We start from the raw sequence: 15432 nt of genomic DNA on the forward strand, positions 1-15432 counted from the left end.
CATTTATATTCTGAAAATAGGGTTTGATTGCAAGCTCTTCAATTCTACTAATTAAACTATTTTTTCTGCTTTCAAGTTCACTACTTTTATCCACAACTTTTATCCAGGAGCCTAAAGTTTTAAGAAAACCGAGTTTTGAAAGTTCTTCGGCATTTTGTCTTATTAGATCTTTGGTTAACTCAGTGAGTTTTTCTATTTCATCTGTAAGTTTTCCGTAAATCTTTGATTTTATGCCTGCAGTGATGATAGAGTTTCCTTGGAATTCTTCTTCAAAGTTTTTTAACTTATTTGCAAGTTCATTAGTTAAGTGATTTACAGGACTTGAATTTTGAAAACTTTCTCCTATTAATTTAGAGAATAGTAAATTATTGTATTTATGTAGAGTGTTAACTACAATTGGAGCTGCGTTAACTTTAATGTCATCAAAACTGGATAGCTTTTTAATATTTATTCTGATTTCTGTAAGAAGCTTGTTTTCTATATCCAATATAAATGTTTGTAGCTCGCCTTGAAATTCTGCAAGAACTGTTTTAATTGCGTCGTCTAAAGCTTTTGTTTTTATGGCCAATTCCTGCTCTTTAGCCTTATATTTCTTTATTTCTTCTTCTAATTCTTCCTTTTTAAGGCTGTAGAACTCTAATTTCTTTGATAATAGACGGAGTTCTTCTTTTATTTCAGTGATTTTGTCTATGATAACTCCTTTGATTTTGGCCTTATGAGAAGCTAATAGCTTTTTACCTTTTGATTTTATTATTTTCTTTTCAATTACCCTTTCCAGATTTTCAAGACCGGGGTTTTCTATATAACCGGTTTCGTCCAGTCTTTCTATAAACTCCTCATCTTCTCCATATTTTGAGTTCTCAAGTTTGCCAGCATCGTAGAGCTTTCTTATTAACCCTCCAAGTCCACTTACGTAGACAACTGAGTTTTTATCCTGCATTATTCTTCTGGCTTTGAGTTTTTGGTCTTCTCTGACTTTATTTATCCACACTTCAAGTTCAGACTTGTTAACCATATCCATTTTGTTAACGGCGAATACTAAAAGGTCTGGATCTATTCCCACCAGATATCTGTCAATAAATTCAATGTCAGCTGTAGAAAAGGCCTGGCCTGCATAAACAACGTAGACAACGGCATTTGATTTGTGTATCCAGTCCTCAGTTATTTTGGATCTGTATGGGTTTGGGTCGTTTGTTCCGGGAGTATCTACAATGGTTATCTGTTTTAAGATTTCATTTGGCCAGTATAGGTGTATTTCTTTAACGAATGGCATGTATTTCCCTTTGGCTCCAACGTAATCGTCAAGTTTTGACAGGTCTTTGACAGTTTCTTTTGACTTTCCTATTACGTCATCTTCGTAAATACCATGACTTATGGAGTTGTTTAATTGAGGTTTAAGATATTTGTCAAAATAGGTTGTTGTTACTCCGTCTTCTTCAATTTTTTCTTTTTTAAGTGTTTCTTTGAGTTCTTTCCATTCTTCTCCTGTGTAGTAGATGGCTTCAAAGTAGGGTTCTTTGGCGTAGTTTATTATGGTTATTTTTGCAGTGTGAGGAGTAGAAGCTGCCGGGAGTATTTCGTCTCCGAAGAGTAATGCGTTGAGGAGAGTTGATTTGCCGGCCTTTATTTGACCGCAGAAGCTAACGATGAATCTTGCTTCTTGAAGTTCTTTTATGCTTTCTTCAATGTCCTTTTCTGTAATTTTTCTTCTTTTAAGAGGAACAAACTTATACTCAATCAGCTTTTTGTAGGCCTCAGTTAGTTTTTCTTGTTCTTTTTTGAAGTTCGTTAGCATTGTTTTCCTTACCTCCTTCCCAAAATTCTGTTACACCATGATAAGTTTCTTTTGAGACAGAAAATGGGACATATAGGCTACTTTTTTGGGCAGAAGGTGGAGAGCTCCCGTATTCTCTCCTCTAATGTCGGGTGGTCTGCCGTGAAGAAGTCAATGATCTTTGAGAGTATGCTGTTGCTGGCTTTTTCTTCAAACTTTTTGAATTTCTCAAAGAGGGTTATTCCGCCGTGGCAGGGGAGTTTGGCTTTTTTCAGGAACTCTGCGGCGAGCCTGTCGGCCTCTTTTTCCTGCCTTCTTGATATAACAGCGGTGATTGCTATTACGGCGGTTGAGAGGATAGAGAATATTGATAGTGGAGCTGTGAGGAGCTGAATGATTGAGATCTGAGAGAGGGCGTAGGAGATTGCCGCAACAATTATGTGGTTTTTGTAGTGGTGGGCAAACTCGTGGGCTAAAACGAAGTTGAGCTCGTCTTTGTTTGACATTTTCACAATTTCTGTTGTTACCGCTATGTATTTTTTGTGTTTTCCGAAAATTCCAAAAGTTCCCTCGCTTCTAAAGGCAAATGCGTTGGGAATTGGAACGTCTAAAACGATTACTCTTATTTTCTCCCTGTAGTTTGCTGTCTTTTTCAGTTTTCTTATCAGGTTCATGCAGTAGAGTTTTATTGAAAGTTTATATCCCTGCTTGAACAGAAATTTGCCAAAGTAGTAGAAAATTATGAGTTTGAGGAGCTCCCAGAACGAAAGGTAGATGTAGGTTGAGGCTACTATGCAGAGAAGCGTAAAGGCGTAGTAGGTGTAGATAACGGAGCTCCCTACACTTCCCGGCAGAGGAAAGCTCAGCCTCATAGTCTCTCCTTGAAAAAGGGCAGTTTGGGTTAAATTATTAAACTCTAAAGAGACAGAAAAAGGGATTTATGGTGTTTGAATGGGATGAAAAGAAGAATGAAAAACTGAAAAGGGAGAGAAACGTCTCTTTTGAGGAAGTTGTAAGAGCCTTAGCTTCAGGTGGTTTAATAGATATTCTTTACCATCCTAACAGAGAAAAGTATCCGAAGCAGAAGTTGTTGATAGTAAAACTTAAGGGTTATGTGTGGGTTGTTCCCTTTGAGAAACGAGGTGATAAATTAAGATTGATAACAGCTTATCCGAGCCGGAAGTATACTAAACGCTATTTAAGAGGAAAAGATGGATTGGGAGAAAATAAGGCTTGACCAGTATGAGAAGGAGATAGAAGATAACATTGAGAATGCTAAAAGAGTTGAAGATTTTGATAAATGGAAAATCTTGGTTGAAGAAACGGCGAAAAATTCTATTAAAAAGTTAGGAACTGAAAGGAGATTCCAAATTACTGTTGAGTTTACGTCTCCGGAACTAAAAGAAGAAGCTATAAAGTTATTGAAGGAACATTTTGGTGAACAGTTTAAAGTAGTGAAGTAAGTATGTTCCGGTTTTTAAAAATAAAAAACTGTGATTTCTGAGGAGAAAATTGAAGAAGATTGCACTTGTTACGGCCTGTGGAGGGAAGAAGGAAGACAGGAAACTTCCGGCAGGGAAGCTCTACAAGTCTGCAAGGATAAGGCACCTTTATAGAAGGTCTAAGGAGCTTGGAGTTCCTTTTTTTATTCTGAGTGCCGGTTACGGCCTTATTTCAGGCGATGAGGAGATTGAGCCGTATGAGGCGGTAATGACGGAAGAGAGGTGCGGGGAGCTCCTCCCAACCCTCCTTTCCCGTCTGAAAAACTTTGACGTTATCGTTTACTATAGGGGAGGGGCAAGGAAGGAGTATCTGAACTGTATAGAGAAGGCGGCGGAGCTCCTTGGCAAAGAGCTAATAGTTTTCGGCTACGGGAACATGGGAGACATAGGGAAGTTGGAAGAAATTATCGGAGGGGTTGAAGGTGGAATTAGAACCTTTGAGTAATGAGCAGATCTTAGAGCTTATAAGGAAAGATAAGGCAAGAGAGCAGGCAGTTTCAAACATTTTGAGTTCCATTATAGCCTCTTTGGGGGAAAGTCCTGAAATATCCCGCATTATAGACTCTTACTTCAGTTTTGTTCCCCTTGTAAGGGAAGTTTTCAACGAAAATGTTTCTGTTAGAGTTGGAATGAGAGAGTATCCACTTAAAATAAAAAAAGGGGTTAAAGAGGAAATCCTTAAAACATTTTACGAAAATGTAAAGGATAAATGGGTTATTGCCGTTGATGAGTCTCAACATTCAGATGATTTAATAATGAGTAAAGATTACTTTTACAGGGGAAGTCTGGCATTTGGTATGAAAGTTTCAAATTCTTCTACTGATAGAGAGAAAATTCTTGCTGTTCTTTCCTCTTTTAGAATTTCTGAAGACGATGAATCTGTTAAAAGAAAACTGGATCTTCTTACTTATATTCAGAATCTAATAGTTGCACTTTATTCAGCTGTTCTTCTTTTAAGTAGAGAAGAAAATATTTATGCTCTTTTTATTGATGGACCTCTGATAAGACAGCTTCACTCATTCCTCTTTGTAACTTTTACTTTAGATGAATTGAAGAAACTGTTTGCTGTAGATCCTGACATTAGAAGGTATGTTGGAAATGCAGCATGGTTAGAGAGGAATCTCAGGTGTGACCTTTTTCAGGAAAATCTTACAATTGAAGAACTGGCAAAGGGAAAACTTTTGGAGCTTATCCTTGAAAGTTCTGCCTATAAAGAGATGAAAAAGCGATTGGAACTCAGCGATGATTTTAATCAAGTTCCAGAATTTAAGAATGCAGTTCTTGAAAACGGAGAGGTTCCGGGGCTTTTTGTCTATTTTTTCCTTTTAAGACTTCTTAATGACCTCTCAAAGAAGCATAACTTTCTTGTATGTGGAGTTGTTAAGTCTCCCAGATCAAAAGAGTTTATAAGGTTTTACTATTCTTTTGCGTTTGCAAAAGTTGGAGATGCGAACAGAAGATTCAGGTATAAGGTATATTCTACCGGGATTTTGGGTTTAAGTAATAACGGGGAGCTGAAATTTTTTAAAGATTTCCTTAGAGAAGGAAAAATTCATAAAGCTCTTGAATCGTTAGACTTTTACGACGACCATCTTCTTACTTTTGCCTTAGATTTTGACCCTACTACAGCTTTTTATACATCTCCTTTTGAGATAAGGCGTTACAGGAGCAGAGAGGCAAACAGGAAAGAAGTTTACGAAGCAGATGAGGATTATCAGGTTTATAGAACTCCTTTTGGTAGCGCCAGTAATGGTCTTCAACACTTCTGGTTAGAGGAAATTCTCCTTAGGGGCCTCCTTCCACCTGAAAAGCTCCGTTTCTACATGGCCTACGTTAGAACTTCAGATATTAAGTTTGCCCTTAGGATAGAGTTCCCTGAAGCAGCTTTTGATAGAGCAGATGAACTGTGCTGTATGGTATATCTGTTTAGTTCGGTTTACAGGAACTACGGAATTCCAGTTTTCCTTAAGTATGCTGATAACCTGGTGCGGGTTTCTACAGATTTGATCAATCGGCTTGCTAAGGGGCTTTTGAGGGAGAGGGTTGTTAGGGAGCTCCTTGGCAGAACCGACGGCGATAGAGATGCCCTTGAAATCGTTAAGCAGGTGATTTTTGGTATGAAGAGAGACTTTTACTCTCGTTAGTAAGGAGGGGGAGATGGTAGAAGAGGCTATAGGAGCTGTTTTCGGAGAAGCTTCAACTGAAAGGTTTTCTTTTGTTTTCTCTCCTCAAAAAGTGAAGAGCCTTAGAAATCTGTTTGTTGTCGTTGAGTCAAAAGATTCAGGAGGGAAGACTTACAGAGTTGTAGGGAAGGTTGTTGATATTCTAACGGATAACCCGCTCCTCTCTCCAGAGAATTTAAAGTTTTTTGTGAACGATGAGTACGGCAAGGAAGTTGCAGATTACTTAAGGTCAGACCGGTTTAAGACTTACATCGCCCGCTGTGAAGTTATCGGTGAGTTTGATGAGGAAGCTGGGGAGATAAGAACCCTTACCCGGCCTGTGGAGACGGGAGCTCCTGTCTTCTTCATAGACAAAGACCTTCTTGAAAACCTTTACTTTAACCCTGAGCCCTTTAATCTGTTTCCCGGTTTTACTGAACAGGTTAGAGATGCCCGTTTTTCGCTGGACGGAGACCAGCTAGTTACGATGCACGCTGGTATTTTCGGCATGACTGGAATGGGTAAAACAACAACAACGGGAGTTCTCCTTGAGGAGTTTACAATTAGAGGTGTTAAGAACATCATTTTTGACCCCCACGGAGACTACGTTAACTTGGGAGTTCTGAAGGACGACCTCTTTTTAGTCCTTAAAGAAGATCTTGAAAGGGAAGAATCTCCTTTAAGACGTTTGGCTAAAGACTACCAGGATTTTTTGAAGAAGAGATGGAGCACTTATCTCAAGTTAGTTCCCAGTCCTTACAGAGATATTGTAAAGAAAGAGATGAAAAGGGAGCTCCAGCCCAGCTCCATCTGTTTCAGGCTTGCTATGTTTTCTTCTGTTTTAAAGCGAGATGTTGTTCTACCCTTTAGAGAAAGGCAAGATGAGACTTTAAGAGAGTTCAGAGAGAAACTCTTGAAGTTTTCGGAAGAGTTTGACTTTGAAAAGCTTGCTAAAGCCGTTCCTTCACAAATTCTGGATAGATTGATTAAGCTGAAGGTTGAAGGTTATCCAAGTATCATACTTAACAGGTTCTTTAACAAGTATTTTGTAATGAACATGATTGAGGCCTATTCGGGAGAAGAGATATCTGAAGCTCAGGAGGGAATTTATACCCGATGGCTTGATAGTATGGAAGAAGAGATAGAAAATTCGGGAGAAGAAAAGAGGGATCTGGAACTTGTTAACGCTCTTCTATCTAAAGTTGATTCTTTAGGAAATAATAAGTCTAAATATCCTGTAAAGAGGCAACTTGAGAAAGCGAAAATGGTTCTCTCTTCTCAGGGTAGATTCCTTTCTGTTGACTCCTACGAGCTTGTAAAAGCTTTTTCAGGTAAGTCAGGTTTCCTCTCTTTTGTCTCAAATATCATTTTTGACCTTTCTTCTTTAAGTCCTGAAACGGTTCAGAGAGCTCTCCTTTACTCCGTGTTCTATTCAGCCTTTCACCTGCATAAATCTGGGGAGCTCTCAGTTCAGAAAGGGGATTGGCCTATTCTCTTTGTGATTGAAGAAGCGAGGGTGCTTATTCCAAGGTCTGGCGCTGAAGATATAGACCACCCTGCAAGCAGGTTTGCAAGGAATATAGTAAGAAGAGTTGCCACAGAAGGTAGAAAGATGGGTTTGGGGCTGATAATCGTTTCCCAGAAGCCTGCTTCTGTGGATCCTCTTCCCGTTTCCCAGTGTAACACCCTGATACTTCACAGGGTTATAAACCCTGAAGATCTCTCTTTCGTAAGGACGGTTGGCGAGTCTATTTCGCAGGAAGACATAGAAACTCTTAAAACGGTTGAGAGGGGAGTATCAATAATAACAGGAACAGCGTTGAAAACCAGAAGAAGCCTTTTAGTGAGGTTCAGAGACAGGCTATCTAAAGAGGGTAGAGAGCACCCAAGACCTTTAAGGAGATTGTGGAGTGAAGCTTAATCCGGAACAAAAAGAGATAGTTGAGTTTGAGGAGGGAGTTCTTCAGGTTGTAGCAGGGCCGGGGACTGGGAAGACAGAAGCCCTTGTAAGCAGGGTGGTGGAGCTCCTTAAAAAGGGAACTCTCCCTGAATCCATAATGATTGTTACGTTTACAAGGAAAGCGGCCGAGGAGTTTGAGGTAAGGCTTTTGGAGAAGGCTCAGGAAAAAGGTGTTGACCCGTTAGGAGTTTACTGCGGAACTCTCCATTCCCTCTGTTTTCAGGTAATGGAAGAGTTCGGCTACGAGGAGATTCAGAAAAGGAGGCTCCTTGAAGATTTTGGCCGGCGGGTTCTCCTCTACGACCTCTTTAAGGGAAGGTTCCCAGAATTCCCCAACTTCTTCTCCTTCTTTTTTGGAGATAGCTGGAAGGAAAAGGAAGAGAAACAGCTCTTTGGAAAGGTTGAGACACTGATAGAGAGGATTTCGCTCTACAGCCCCGACCTTGAGAAGATGGCGGGTTCAGGAAACCCGGCGGTTAGGGAAGCGGCAGAGATTTACAGGATTTATAAAGGTTTCCTTAAGAGAAACAGCTTTATTGACTTCAACGGCGTTGAGAAGCTCTTCTTGGAGTTTTTAGACACAGAGATGGGAAATCGGTTCCTTTCTCAGGTAAACCACCTTTTAGTTGATGAATACCAGGATACAAACCCGTTGGATGAGTCTGTCTACTTTAAGATAGCTTCCCGGTGTAAGAGCTTTGTTGTTGTGGGAGATGAAGACCAATCCCTCTTCAGTTTTAGGGGAGCAACCGTTAAGAGTTTTATAAAGTTTGAGGATAGGGTAAAGAGAAAGTTAGGGAGACCTGTAGAAAAAGTCTTCTTAACCAAAAACTACCGTTCAGTTAAGGATATTGTTGACTTCCTCAACTACTACATAAACGGATTTTCTGAGCTAAAGCCTGAAAGAGTTAGAGGAAAGAGGAAGCTTGTCCATCGGGGTCCAAAGGGAGACGGTGTAAGGGTTGAGTATCTGAGGAAAAAGGATAGGAAGGAGCTTGCCGAAAAGGTTGCAGACATAGTTCTGTTTCTGAAGGATGGTAGACTTATCTCAAAGATTTCAGACGCCGTTCTACTGGTTCCCTCTGCAAGAGAGGAGGAGTCCTCTTTTGTCTTAAACCTTAAAAAGGAGCTGGAGAGGAGGGGGATAAAGGTCTACAACCCGAGGTCAAGAAGTTTCGGCAGGAAGAAGAGGAGCCGGAGACTTCTGAGGCTTCTGGACTTTGTTTTAAGGGGTGATGAAAGTAAGCTCTTTGATTTGAGAGACGACGAGAAAGAAGAGGTTAAAAGGATAAAAAGGGATTATGACGATGGAGATACAAACCTCCTTGAGGCCTACTACAGAGTTGCCTCACTTTTGGGCTACTTAGACAGTGAAGACCCTGAGGTTCTCTTTGACGTTTCACACCTTTCAGGATTTATCTCTCAGCTTGAGGATGTTTACGAGAGGGGAGAGCTCCCCGAGAAGTTCTCCTCCGTCTTCGTTCCTTTTGTTGAGAGTATTGACGACCCTGAGATTCCCCCTGAATTCCTCCCTGAAGACCACTTTCCCGTTATGACGATTCACCAGGCTAAGGGGCTTGAGTTTCCCGTTGTTTTCGTTGCCGTTGACTGGCTTAAAGAGGAAGAGATAGAGAAGATTAACGAGCTGATAAGACCTTACGTTGATGACGAGGTGGCGGAGCTCCTCCCACCGCCGGTGGATATAAACACCATAAAGAGGAAGCTCTACGTTGCCTACTCAAGGGCTCAGCAACTCCTGATAATCCTTGACGGCAGAAGAGACGTTAAAAAGGGGGAGTACTCTTCAATTTACCCGGAAGGGGACGAGAGAAAGAGGAAGGCGTACAGGGGAGATAGTGAGAAGTTAAAGCTTAGAGAGCTCAAGTTTGAGGACTTTACGGGGAGGTCTTTGAAAGGGAAGCCGAGGCTCTACTCGTTTACTGGAGATGTTGTTTCCTTTCTCCTCTGCCCAAGGCTCTACGGTTTTATGAAGTTCTACAACTTTGCCTCCTCGTCTGCCGTTCAGGAGTGGTTTGGAACGGCAATCCACAGAACCCTCAGGCAGGTTTACATCTTCTTCAAGAAGAACGGGAGGGTTCCCACTGAAGATGAGATTGAAGAGCTCTTCAGAATTGTCTGCTCCTCTTTAGAGGTTGCCGGTGTTCCAAGGCCTGAGGAAGAGAGGGTTAAGAGAGCTCTTTCAATCGTTAAGAGGTTTGTTGAAGTAAAGGGAGAGGAGTTTTACAGGAGGGTGGAGAGGGCGGAGCTCCCCGTAAGCGTCAAGAAAGAAGGTTTTTACCTTAAAGGGGTTATAGATGTTCTCTTAAGAGGGGAAGACGGCCTGGAAATCTGGGACTTCAAGTCTATGAAGAACCCAAAGAGGGAAGGGAGGGAGAGGCTCCTTGAGACCTACCAGAAGCAGCTCAAATTCTACGGTATGATGCTTTCTCAGAAGGGGAAGAGAGTCAGCAGGTTGGTTCTCTGTTTTCTAAACGAATACCTTGAAAAAGACCCTGAACCGCTGGAGTTCTTTGACCCTGAACAGGGAGAGGGATTTTGGGAGGAGGTTAAGGGGGTTCTGAAGAAGATTGAGGAGTGTAAAAGTAAGAACAGCTGGCCTTTCCCTGAAGACCCAGACGTAAAGACCTGTAAAGCGTGTGATTTCAGGTTCTGCTGTCCTAAAGGTAGAGATATAATTCAGGCCACTTAAAGCCGGGAGTGGCCGATGAAGTTCTTTCTCCCCTACTGGGAAGACTGGGTTCACAGAGATTTTGACCCGATTACAGATACCTACTCTGGAGGCTATGAGAACTCTCTCTTTGCCCACGAGATTTTTAAACCGCCCCCCTACGACGGAATCCTCTTGAGCCTTGGTATGTTTGAGTTCAAGCTGAAACTCTTAAAGGTTAACGGAAGGCCGACAATAAGGGGAGTTGAGAACGTTAAGGAGTATTTGAGAGTTGACTCTTTAGGTCTTCCCGTTATGGGAGACTGTGGGGCTTTTACCTATGTTAACGAAAAGGAGCCTCTCTTATCTGTTGATGAGGCGGTTAAGACTTACTCCCTTTTAGGTTTTGACTACGGGATTTCTGTTGACCACATCTGTTCAGACGTGATTTTAGTTGAAAAGGGGAAAGAAGGAGAATTTTCGTATAAGAGCAAAAAGAGGAGCAGGGGAAAGGTAAAGATAGAGCTCTCTGAAGATGAGCTAGAGTTCAGAAGACAGATAAGCCTTGAAAACGGAGAGGAATTTCTAAAGAAAGCTAAAGGGTTTCACCCAGTTGGGGCAGCTCAGGGCTACTCTGTTGAGACCTACACAGACAGCGTTGGAAACCTGATAGATATGGGCTACGACTTTATAGCCCTTGGTGGACTTGTTCCAAGGAGAACGGAATTTATTGCCGAGCTCCTTTTAACTTTAAAGAAAAAAGGCCTCTTGAAGAAGGCAAGGTTCCACCTTTTGGGGGTTTTGAGGAGGGAGCTCCTTCCCCTTATGAGAGATCTATCAATCTACAGTTTTGACAGCGCTTCATACCTTCGGAAGGCCTGGCTCAAGGCAGCGAAGAACTACTTAGGAGTTGACGGAAACTGGTATTCGTCCATAAGGGTTCCAGACTGTAAAAATCCGAGGCTCAGGAATAAGGCAAGGGAGCTCCCTTTAAACGTTGAGGAGATGGAGAGGAGAATTTTAAAGGGCTTGAGGGCGTATGACAGGGGAGAGTTAAAGGACTACGGAGAGCTCCTTGAGGAGATAATCGCCTACGACAGGCTCTTTTTGAGGAACGAGTTTAAAGAGGAGAGATACAGGGAGCTCTACAGGGAGCTCCTTGAAAGCAAAATCTGGAAAAAGTGCAGCTGCCCGGTCTGTAGAGAGCTTGGAGTAGACGTTGTAATCTTCAGAGGAGCCGACAGAAACAGAAGAAGAGGTTTCCACAACGTTTATATCTTTTATAAAGAGTTCTGTTCTCTAAACTCCAATTCCGGCAACAGACTGGAGAAACTTCCCGAAAAGAAATGATAGGCCTGCAGCTGAGAAGCCTGCTCCTACCATTTCTATAGCTTTTCTCTTCACGTCAATTCCTGAAAAGAGGGCTATGAAACCGCCAACTGCTCCTAAAACAGCTCCTGCAAGGAGGAGACTCACAGGAAGAGAGATTAAGGACGACGGAAGTAAGAAGTAGGGAAGAACGGGGAACGCGGCACCGAAAAGGTAGGCGGTTCCCGTAAAGAGGGCTGAGCGTATTTCGCTTTCGTCTTCAGCAGAAGTAATAATTTTCACAAGGTTTCTGAGCTCTTCCGTTTTGGAAAGCCTCTCTGCAACCTTTTCAGGAACTCCTCTCTCTATCAGCTCCTCTTTAACCTTTTCTCTTGCCCTTTCCGGGGCAACCTCTGTAAGAATTTCAAGCTCCTCTTTAAGGGCTCTGTTGACCTCTTTCTGAGATTTGACAGAGACAAAAGCTCCTATTGCCATAGAGAGAGCTCCCGCCACCCCAACAACCAGGCCGGAGATTCCAACAAGGAAGGGTTTATCTGGATAAACGGCTGAAAGCCCTGTTGTCGTTCCCAGTATCTCAACGAGGCCGTCGTTCATTCCAAGGACAAAGTCTCTAACGTTTGAAAGTCCAAACTCCTTTGCCTCTTTGGAGAAGAAGGTTTCGTGCTCAATCTCATCAAGGATAATCTTTTTAAGGGTTTCCTGCTCTTCCGAATTCAGGTTTCCCTCTTTCAGGAATGAAAAGTATTCCTTAACGGTTCTGGACTCCCCCATCTCAAGGAGAGATACGATAACAGCCGGGTTAAAGAGGCGGGAGAGGAGGGTTATTAGCTTTTTCTTTCCGCGGAGCTCCCTTACTTCCGGCGGATTTACTCCATGCTTTTTAAGGATGTTTTCCCAGAACTGGCTGTGGAACCTCTCTATTTCAGCTATCTCTTTTAATTTCTGGCGGAGCTCCCCTTTTGCGTTTTCAGAGAGCTCACTGTACAGCAGGTAGTCTTCCATCTCTCCTATGTAGAAAGAGACCACCTTTTCAACTTCCAACTACTCCCTCCCGACCACGTCTTCAACGGTTTTCTCATCTATTAGGTCGTCTTCAGCTCTTTGAGAGAGGAGAACTAAAAACTCTTTGTTCCCTTTAGGGCCTCTTGGTTTTGAGAGGGTCAGTTTTTCAGGATAGAGGCCGATTGAACGGGCAAAGTTGAGGATTTTTAGTATGGCCTTTCTGTGGAGCTCCGGGTCTCTTATCACTCCTTTACCCCTGTCAACCTCCCTCTTTGTCAGCTCAAACTGGGGCTTTATCAGTGCAACGATCTTTGCTCCCGGTTTTAGGAACTGTTTTACAACGGGGAGGATCTTCTCTAAGGAGATAAATGAAACGTCAATGACTATTAGGTCAACCTTTTCCGGAACCTCTTTTTCTGTTAAATACCTTGCGTTGAATCCCTCTATTGAGATGACTCTCTCGTCGTTCCTCAGCTTCCAGTCAAGCTGTCCTTTCCCAACGTCTACCGCGTAAACCTTTTTTGCTCCGTGTTGGAGGAGGCAGTCTGTAAACCCGCCGGTGGAGGCTCCAACGTCTAAACAGGTGAAGCCTTTAACGTTGAGGCCGAACTCGTCTATTGCCGTTTTTAACTTAAGGCCACCACGGGAAACGTAGGGGATGTCCTCTCCCTTAATCTCAATTTTTGAATCGGGGGAAACGGGAGCTCCCGCCTTGTCAACAACTTTCCCGTCAACAAGAACCTTCCCTGCCATTATGAGGGCCTTTGCCCTCTCACGGCTCTTAACAAGCCCTCTCTCAACCAGAACCTTATCTAATCTCTCTTTCTTTCCCATCAGTGAACCAGCCTCATAATGTCGTTGTAGAAGACTATTGCCATTAAGAGGCCTATAAGGGCAAGCCCTACCTGCTGGAACTTCTCCCTGAATGAGGGAGATACAGGTCTTCTCCTTAAAATCTCAATCAGGAATAGGAGTATCAGCCCGCCGTCTAAAACGGGCAGGGGCAGGAGGTTGAAGTAGCCAAGCTGGAGGCTTATGAATCCCATGAAGTAGATGAAGTTTGATATTCCCGCCTGCGCAGCCTTTCCTGCAACCTCTGCAATGAGAATGGGTCCGCCTAAGCTCTTGATTGAAGCCTGACCTGTTAAGAGCTTGTAGAGGAATGTAAAGAAGAGAACCGTCTGGTTCTTGAACTCCTCAATTCCCTTTTCAAAGGCTTTTAACGGCGGGTATTTGACAAAGACCAGATTGACTTTTGGAACTATTCCGATTGTATACCTTCCAAGTTTTCTGTTCAGTTGGGGCTTGACGGTGATTTCAATCTTTTTCCCGTTCCTGAGAATCAGGAGTTTTACAGCTTTTCCTTTGCTGTTTCCTATCAGCTCAACAACCTGCTCCCAGCGGGTTATCTCCCTGCCGTTTATTTTCAGGATAATGTCTCCAGGCTTCAGACCTGCCTTCTCTGCAGGAGAACCTTTAATAACCTTGCCTATTACCGGTTTTATTGCTGGAACCACGGGAAGAGTTCCAATGCCGTTTTTCTCATCAATACCTGTATGAACCTTTACAGTTTCAAGTTTTCCGTCTCTTTTAACGGTTAAGGTTATGTCTCTATTAGGGTTTAAGGCTATTATCTGATTGAGCTCTTTCCAGCTCTTAACAGGTTTTCCATTTGCTGAAACTATCACATCTCCCGGCTTTAAGGGAATTTTCTGAGAGAGGACAAAGCCTACCCTTGCGGCTTCTACCTGGTAGGAGGGAATATACCTGCCTATTGAGTAAGAAAGTGCAAAGAAGACAACCGCTAAAAAGAGGTTCATTAAAGGCCCTGCAAGGGCTATTACTATCCTCTGCCAGGGGGGTTTGGCGTAGAACTCGTCGGGAGACTTGACAGGTTTGTCGGGGTCTTCCCCTGCCATCTTTACGTATCCACCTAAGGGAATGAGGCTTACTGCAAACTCGGTTTCACAGCACCTGAACTTGAAGAGCTTTGGCCCAAAACCTATTGAGAAGGTTTCAACTCTAACTCCGAAAAACCTTGCCGCTATAAAGTGGCCAAACTCGTGGACGAATATGAGAATGCCTAAGGCAATTATGAAGTAGAGGAGTGTATGCATAGAACCTCCTTACAGGTTTGGTGGGAAATTTATGGTTTCAGTCAAAATCTTTAAAGGCCAGACCTGTTAAAGCCTCACCTCCCGTTGCCCTTCCGGTCTTTACGTCAAACTCTGCTTCGTTGAGGAGTTTAAGGAGCTTCAGACCCCTTTTTACTCCCAACTTCCTGCCGTATAGCTGTAGTTTCCTTAACGCCTGCTGGGGGAGTTTTGGTGGCTGGCCTGATGCCGTTTTTACCAGCTGGCGAACCTGAGACTGGAGGAGGCCTATCAGCTGTAGCGGTTCTGCCCCCTCTGAAAGGAGCTGAGAGACCTGAGAGAGGAACTCTTTTCTCTTTCCCTCTATTAACAGGTATATTAGGTTGAAGAGGTCAACCTTTGGAGTGCTTGAGATGAGGAGCTCCACCACCTCTTCGTTGAGCTCTCCCGGGTAGCACAGGAGCTTGTCGGTTTCGTTTTTCAGCTCCCACAGGTCTCCTTCTACCTTTTCGGCTATTAGGTTTATCACTTCAGGTTTTACATCTCCCCTCTGGGAGAGTTTCTTCTTTATGAGGTTCAGCTTTGCCTTTGGTGGGTATGGTTCTGAAACTACTGAAACATCTGCCATTCTGGAAATTTCAGAAAAGATTTCTCCTTTAAGTGTTTTGTAATCAAGACCTGAGAAAGCTGCAACAACAAACTCGTCTAAACTTTTCAGTTTCTTTATGAACCTTTCCTTTTCGGCCTTTTTCCTCAGGAACTTTGGGAGCTCCTCGCCGTGGACGATAATGGGAAGTGGAGACGGGCCGAAGAGGGAGCTCCCTGTAAACCCGAAGAACTCCTCCAATGAGTCCGGGTAGAACTTCTCAACTTCCCTGATTTCAGAGAGCTTCTTTAAGAACTGGTCTGTTAAGTAGCTCTCATCACCGTAGATGAATATCC

At 43.0% G+C, this 15432-nt stretch carries 13 protein-coding genes; 7 read left to right on the forward strand and 6 right to left on the reverse strand.

The genetic code is table 11. From position 1 onward, the window contains the following. Together F8H35_RS05450 and F8H35_RS05455 are read right to left on the reverse strand one after the other, a co-directional pair. Positions 1-1795 (reverse strand): dynamin family protein (locus tag F8H35_RS05450; protein ID WP_472572532.1); only part of this gene is annotated, 1795 nt, incomplete at its 3' end. 77 nt (positions 1796-1872) lie between these two features. After that, positions 1873-2646 (reverse strand): M48 family metallopeptidase, encoded by a 774-nt coding sequence (locus tag F8H35_RS05455; RefSeq protein ID WP_472572533.1) that lies wholly within the window; start codon positions 2644-2646, stop codon positions 1873-1875. Between the two features lie 68 nt (positions 2647-2714). Between F8H35_RS05455 and F8H35_RS05460 the strand changes: the two genes are divergently transcribed. From F8H35_RS05460 to dpdA, 7 genes are read left to right on the forward strand one after another with little or no spacing between them, the layout of a single operon-like run. Then, positions 2715-3011, forward strand: a complete 297-nt coding sequence (locus tag F8H35_RS05460; protein WP_472570230.1) for a BrnT family toxin — start codon at positions 2715-2717, stop codon at positions 3009-3011. Continuing rightward, positions 2986-3237: a hypothetical protein gene (locus F8H35_RS05465; protein ID WP_472570229.1), complete on the forward strand. Its 252-nt coding sequence runs from the start codon at positions 2986-2988 to the stop codon at positions 3235-3237. Before F8H35_RS05460 ends, F8H35_RS05465 begins: the two co-directional genes overlap by 26 nt. 49 nt (positions 3238-3286) lie before the next feature. Next, on the forward strand, positions 3287-3721 hold the full coding sequence (locus F8H35_RS05470; RefSeq protein WP_472572534.1) for a DUF6884 domain-containing protein: 435 nt from the start codon (positions 3287-3289) through the stop codon (positions 3719-3721). Next, on the forward strand, positions 3699-5420 hold the full coding sequence (locus F8H35_RS05475; protein WP_472572535.1) for a DNA double-strand break repair nuclease NurA: 1722 nt from the start codon (positions 3699-3701) through the stop codon (positions 5418-5420). Before F8H35_RS05470 ends, F8H35_RS05475 begins: the two co-directional genes overlap by 23 nt. 13 nt (positions 5421-5433) lie before the next feature. After that, a complete protein-coding gene (locus tag F8H35_RS05480) occupies positions 5434-7359 on the forward strand; it encodes an ATP-binding protein (protein ID WP_472572536.1) in 1926 nt (641 codons plus the stop codon). After that, positions 7349-10108 (forward strand): UvrD-helicase domain-containing protein, encoded by a 2760-nt coding sequence (locus F8H35_RS05485; protein WP_472572537.1) that lies wholly within the window; start codon positions 7349-7351, stop codon positions 10106-10108. The genes F8H35_RS05480 and F8H35_RS05485 overlap by 11 nt, the downstream gene beginning before the upstream one ends. A gap of 15 nt (positions 10109-10123) precedes the next feature. After that, a complete protein-coding gene (gene dpdA, locus F8H35_RS05490) occupies positions 10124-11416 on the forward strand; it encodes a tRNA-guanine transglycosylase DpdA (RefSeq protein WP_472572538.1) in 1293 nt (430 codons plus the stop codon). Here dpdA and F8H35_RS05495 read toward each other — a convergent pair. The 4 genes from F8H35_RS05495 to holA all read right to left on the reverse strand — a co-directional run. Beyond that, positions 11366-12436: a VIT1/CCC1 transporter family protein gene (locus F8H35_RS05495; RefSeq protein ID WP_472572539.1), complete on the reverse strand. Its 1071-nt coding sequence runs from the start codon at positions 12434-12436 to the stop codon at positions 11366-11368. The two genes, dpdA and F8H35_RS05495, sit on opposite strands and share 51 nt — an antisense overlap. Beyond that, positions 12437-13231, reverse strand: a complete 795-nt coding sequence (locus tag F8H35_RS05500) for a TlyA family RNA methyltransferase (RefSeq protein ID WP_472572540.1) — start codon at positions 13229-13231, stop codon at positions 12437-12439. Further along, positions 13231-14514: an RIP metalloprotease RseP gene (rseP, locus tag F8H35_RS05505; RefSeq protein WP_472572541.1), complete on the reverse strand. Its 1284-nt coding sequence runs from the start codon at positions 14512-14514 to the stop codon at positions 13231-13233. Before rseP ends, F8H35_RS05500 begins: the two co-directional genes overlap by 1 nt. A gap of 37 nt (positions 14515-14551) precedes the next feature. Beyond that, positions 14552-15432 (reverse strand): DNA polymerase III subunit delta (gene holA, locus F8H35_RS05510; RefSeq protein WP_472572542.1); only part of this gene is annotated, 881 nt, incomplete at its 5' end.

It is taken from the genome of Thermovibrio sp. (assembly GCA_015488335.1).
Classification (GTDB): domain Bacteria; phylum Aquificota; class Aquificia; order Desulfurobacteriales; family Desulfurobacteriaceae; genus Balnearium.

Excerpts from the sequence above, each read along its gene's own strand:
- F8H35_RS05455 (WP_472572533.1), bottom strand. The coding sequence starts at position 2,646 with ATGAGGCTGAGCTTTCCTCTGCCGGGAAGTGTAGGGAGCTCCGTTATC.
- F8H35_RS05460 (WP_472570230.1), top strand. The coding sequence starts at position 2,715 with ATGGTGTTTGAATGGGATGAAAAGAAGAATGAAAAACTGAAAAGGGAG.
- F8H35_RS05465 (WP_472570229.1), top strand. The coding sequence starts at position 2,986 with ATGGATTGGGAGAAAATAAGGCTTGACCAGTATGAGAAGGAGATAGAA.
- F8H35_RS05480 (WP_472572536.1), top strand. The coding sequence starts at position 5,434 with ATGGTAGAAGAGGCTATAGGAGCTGTTTTCGGAGAAGCTTCAACTGAA.
- dpdA (WP_472572538.1), top strand. The coding sequence starts at position 10,124 with ATGAAGTTCTTTCTCCCCTACTGGGAAGACTGGGTTCACAGAGATTTT.
- F8H35_RS05500 (WP_472572540.1), bottom strand. The coding sequence starts at position 13,231 with ATGGGAAAGAAAGAGAGATTAGATAAGGTTCTGGTTGAGAGAGGGCTT.
- rseP (WP_472572541.1), bottom strand. The coding sequence starts at position 14,514 with ATGCATACACTCCTCTACTTCATAATTGCCTTAGGCATTCTCATATTC.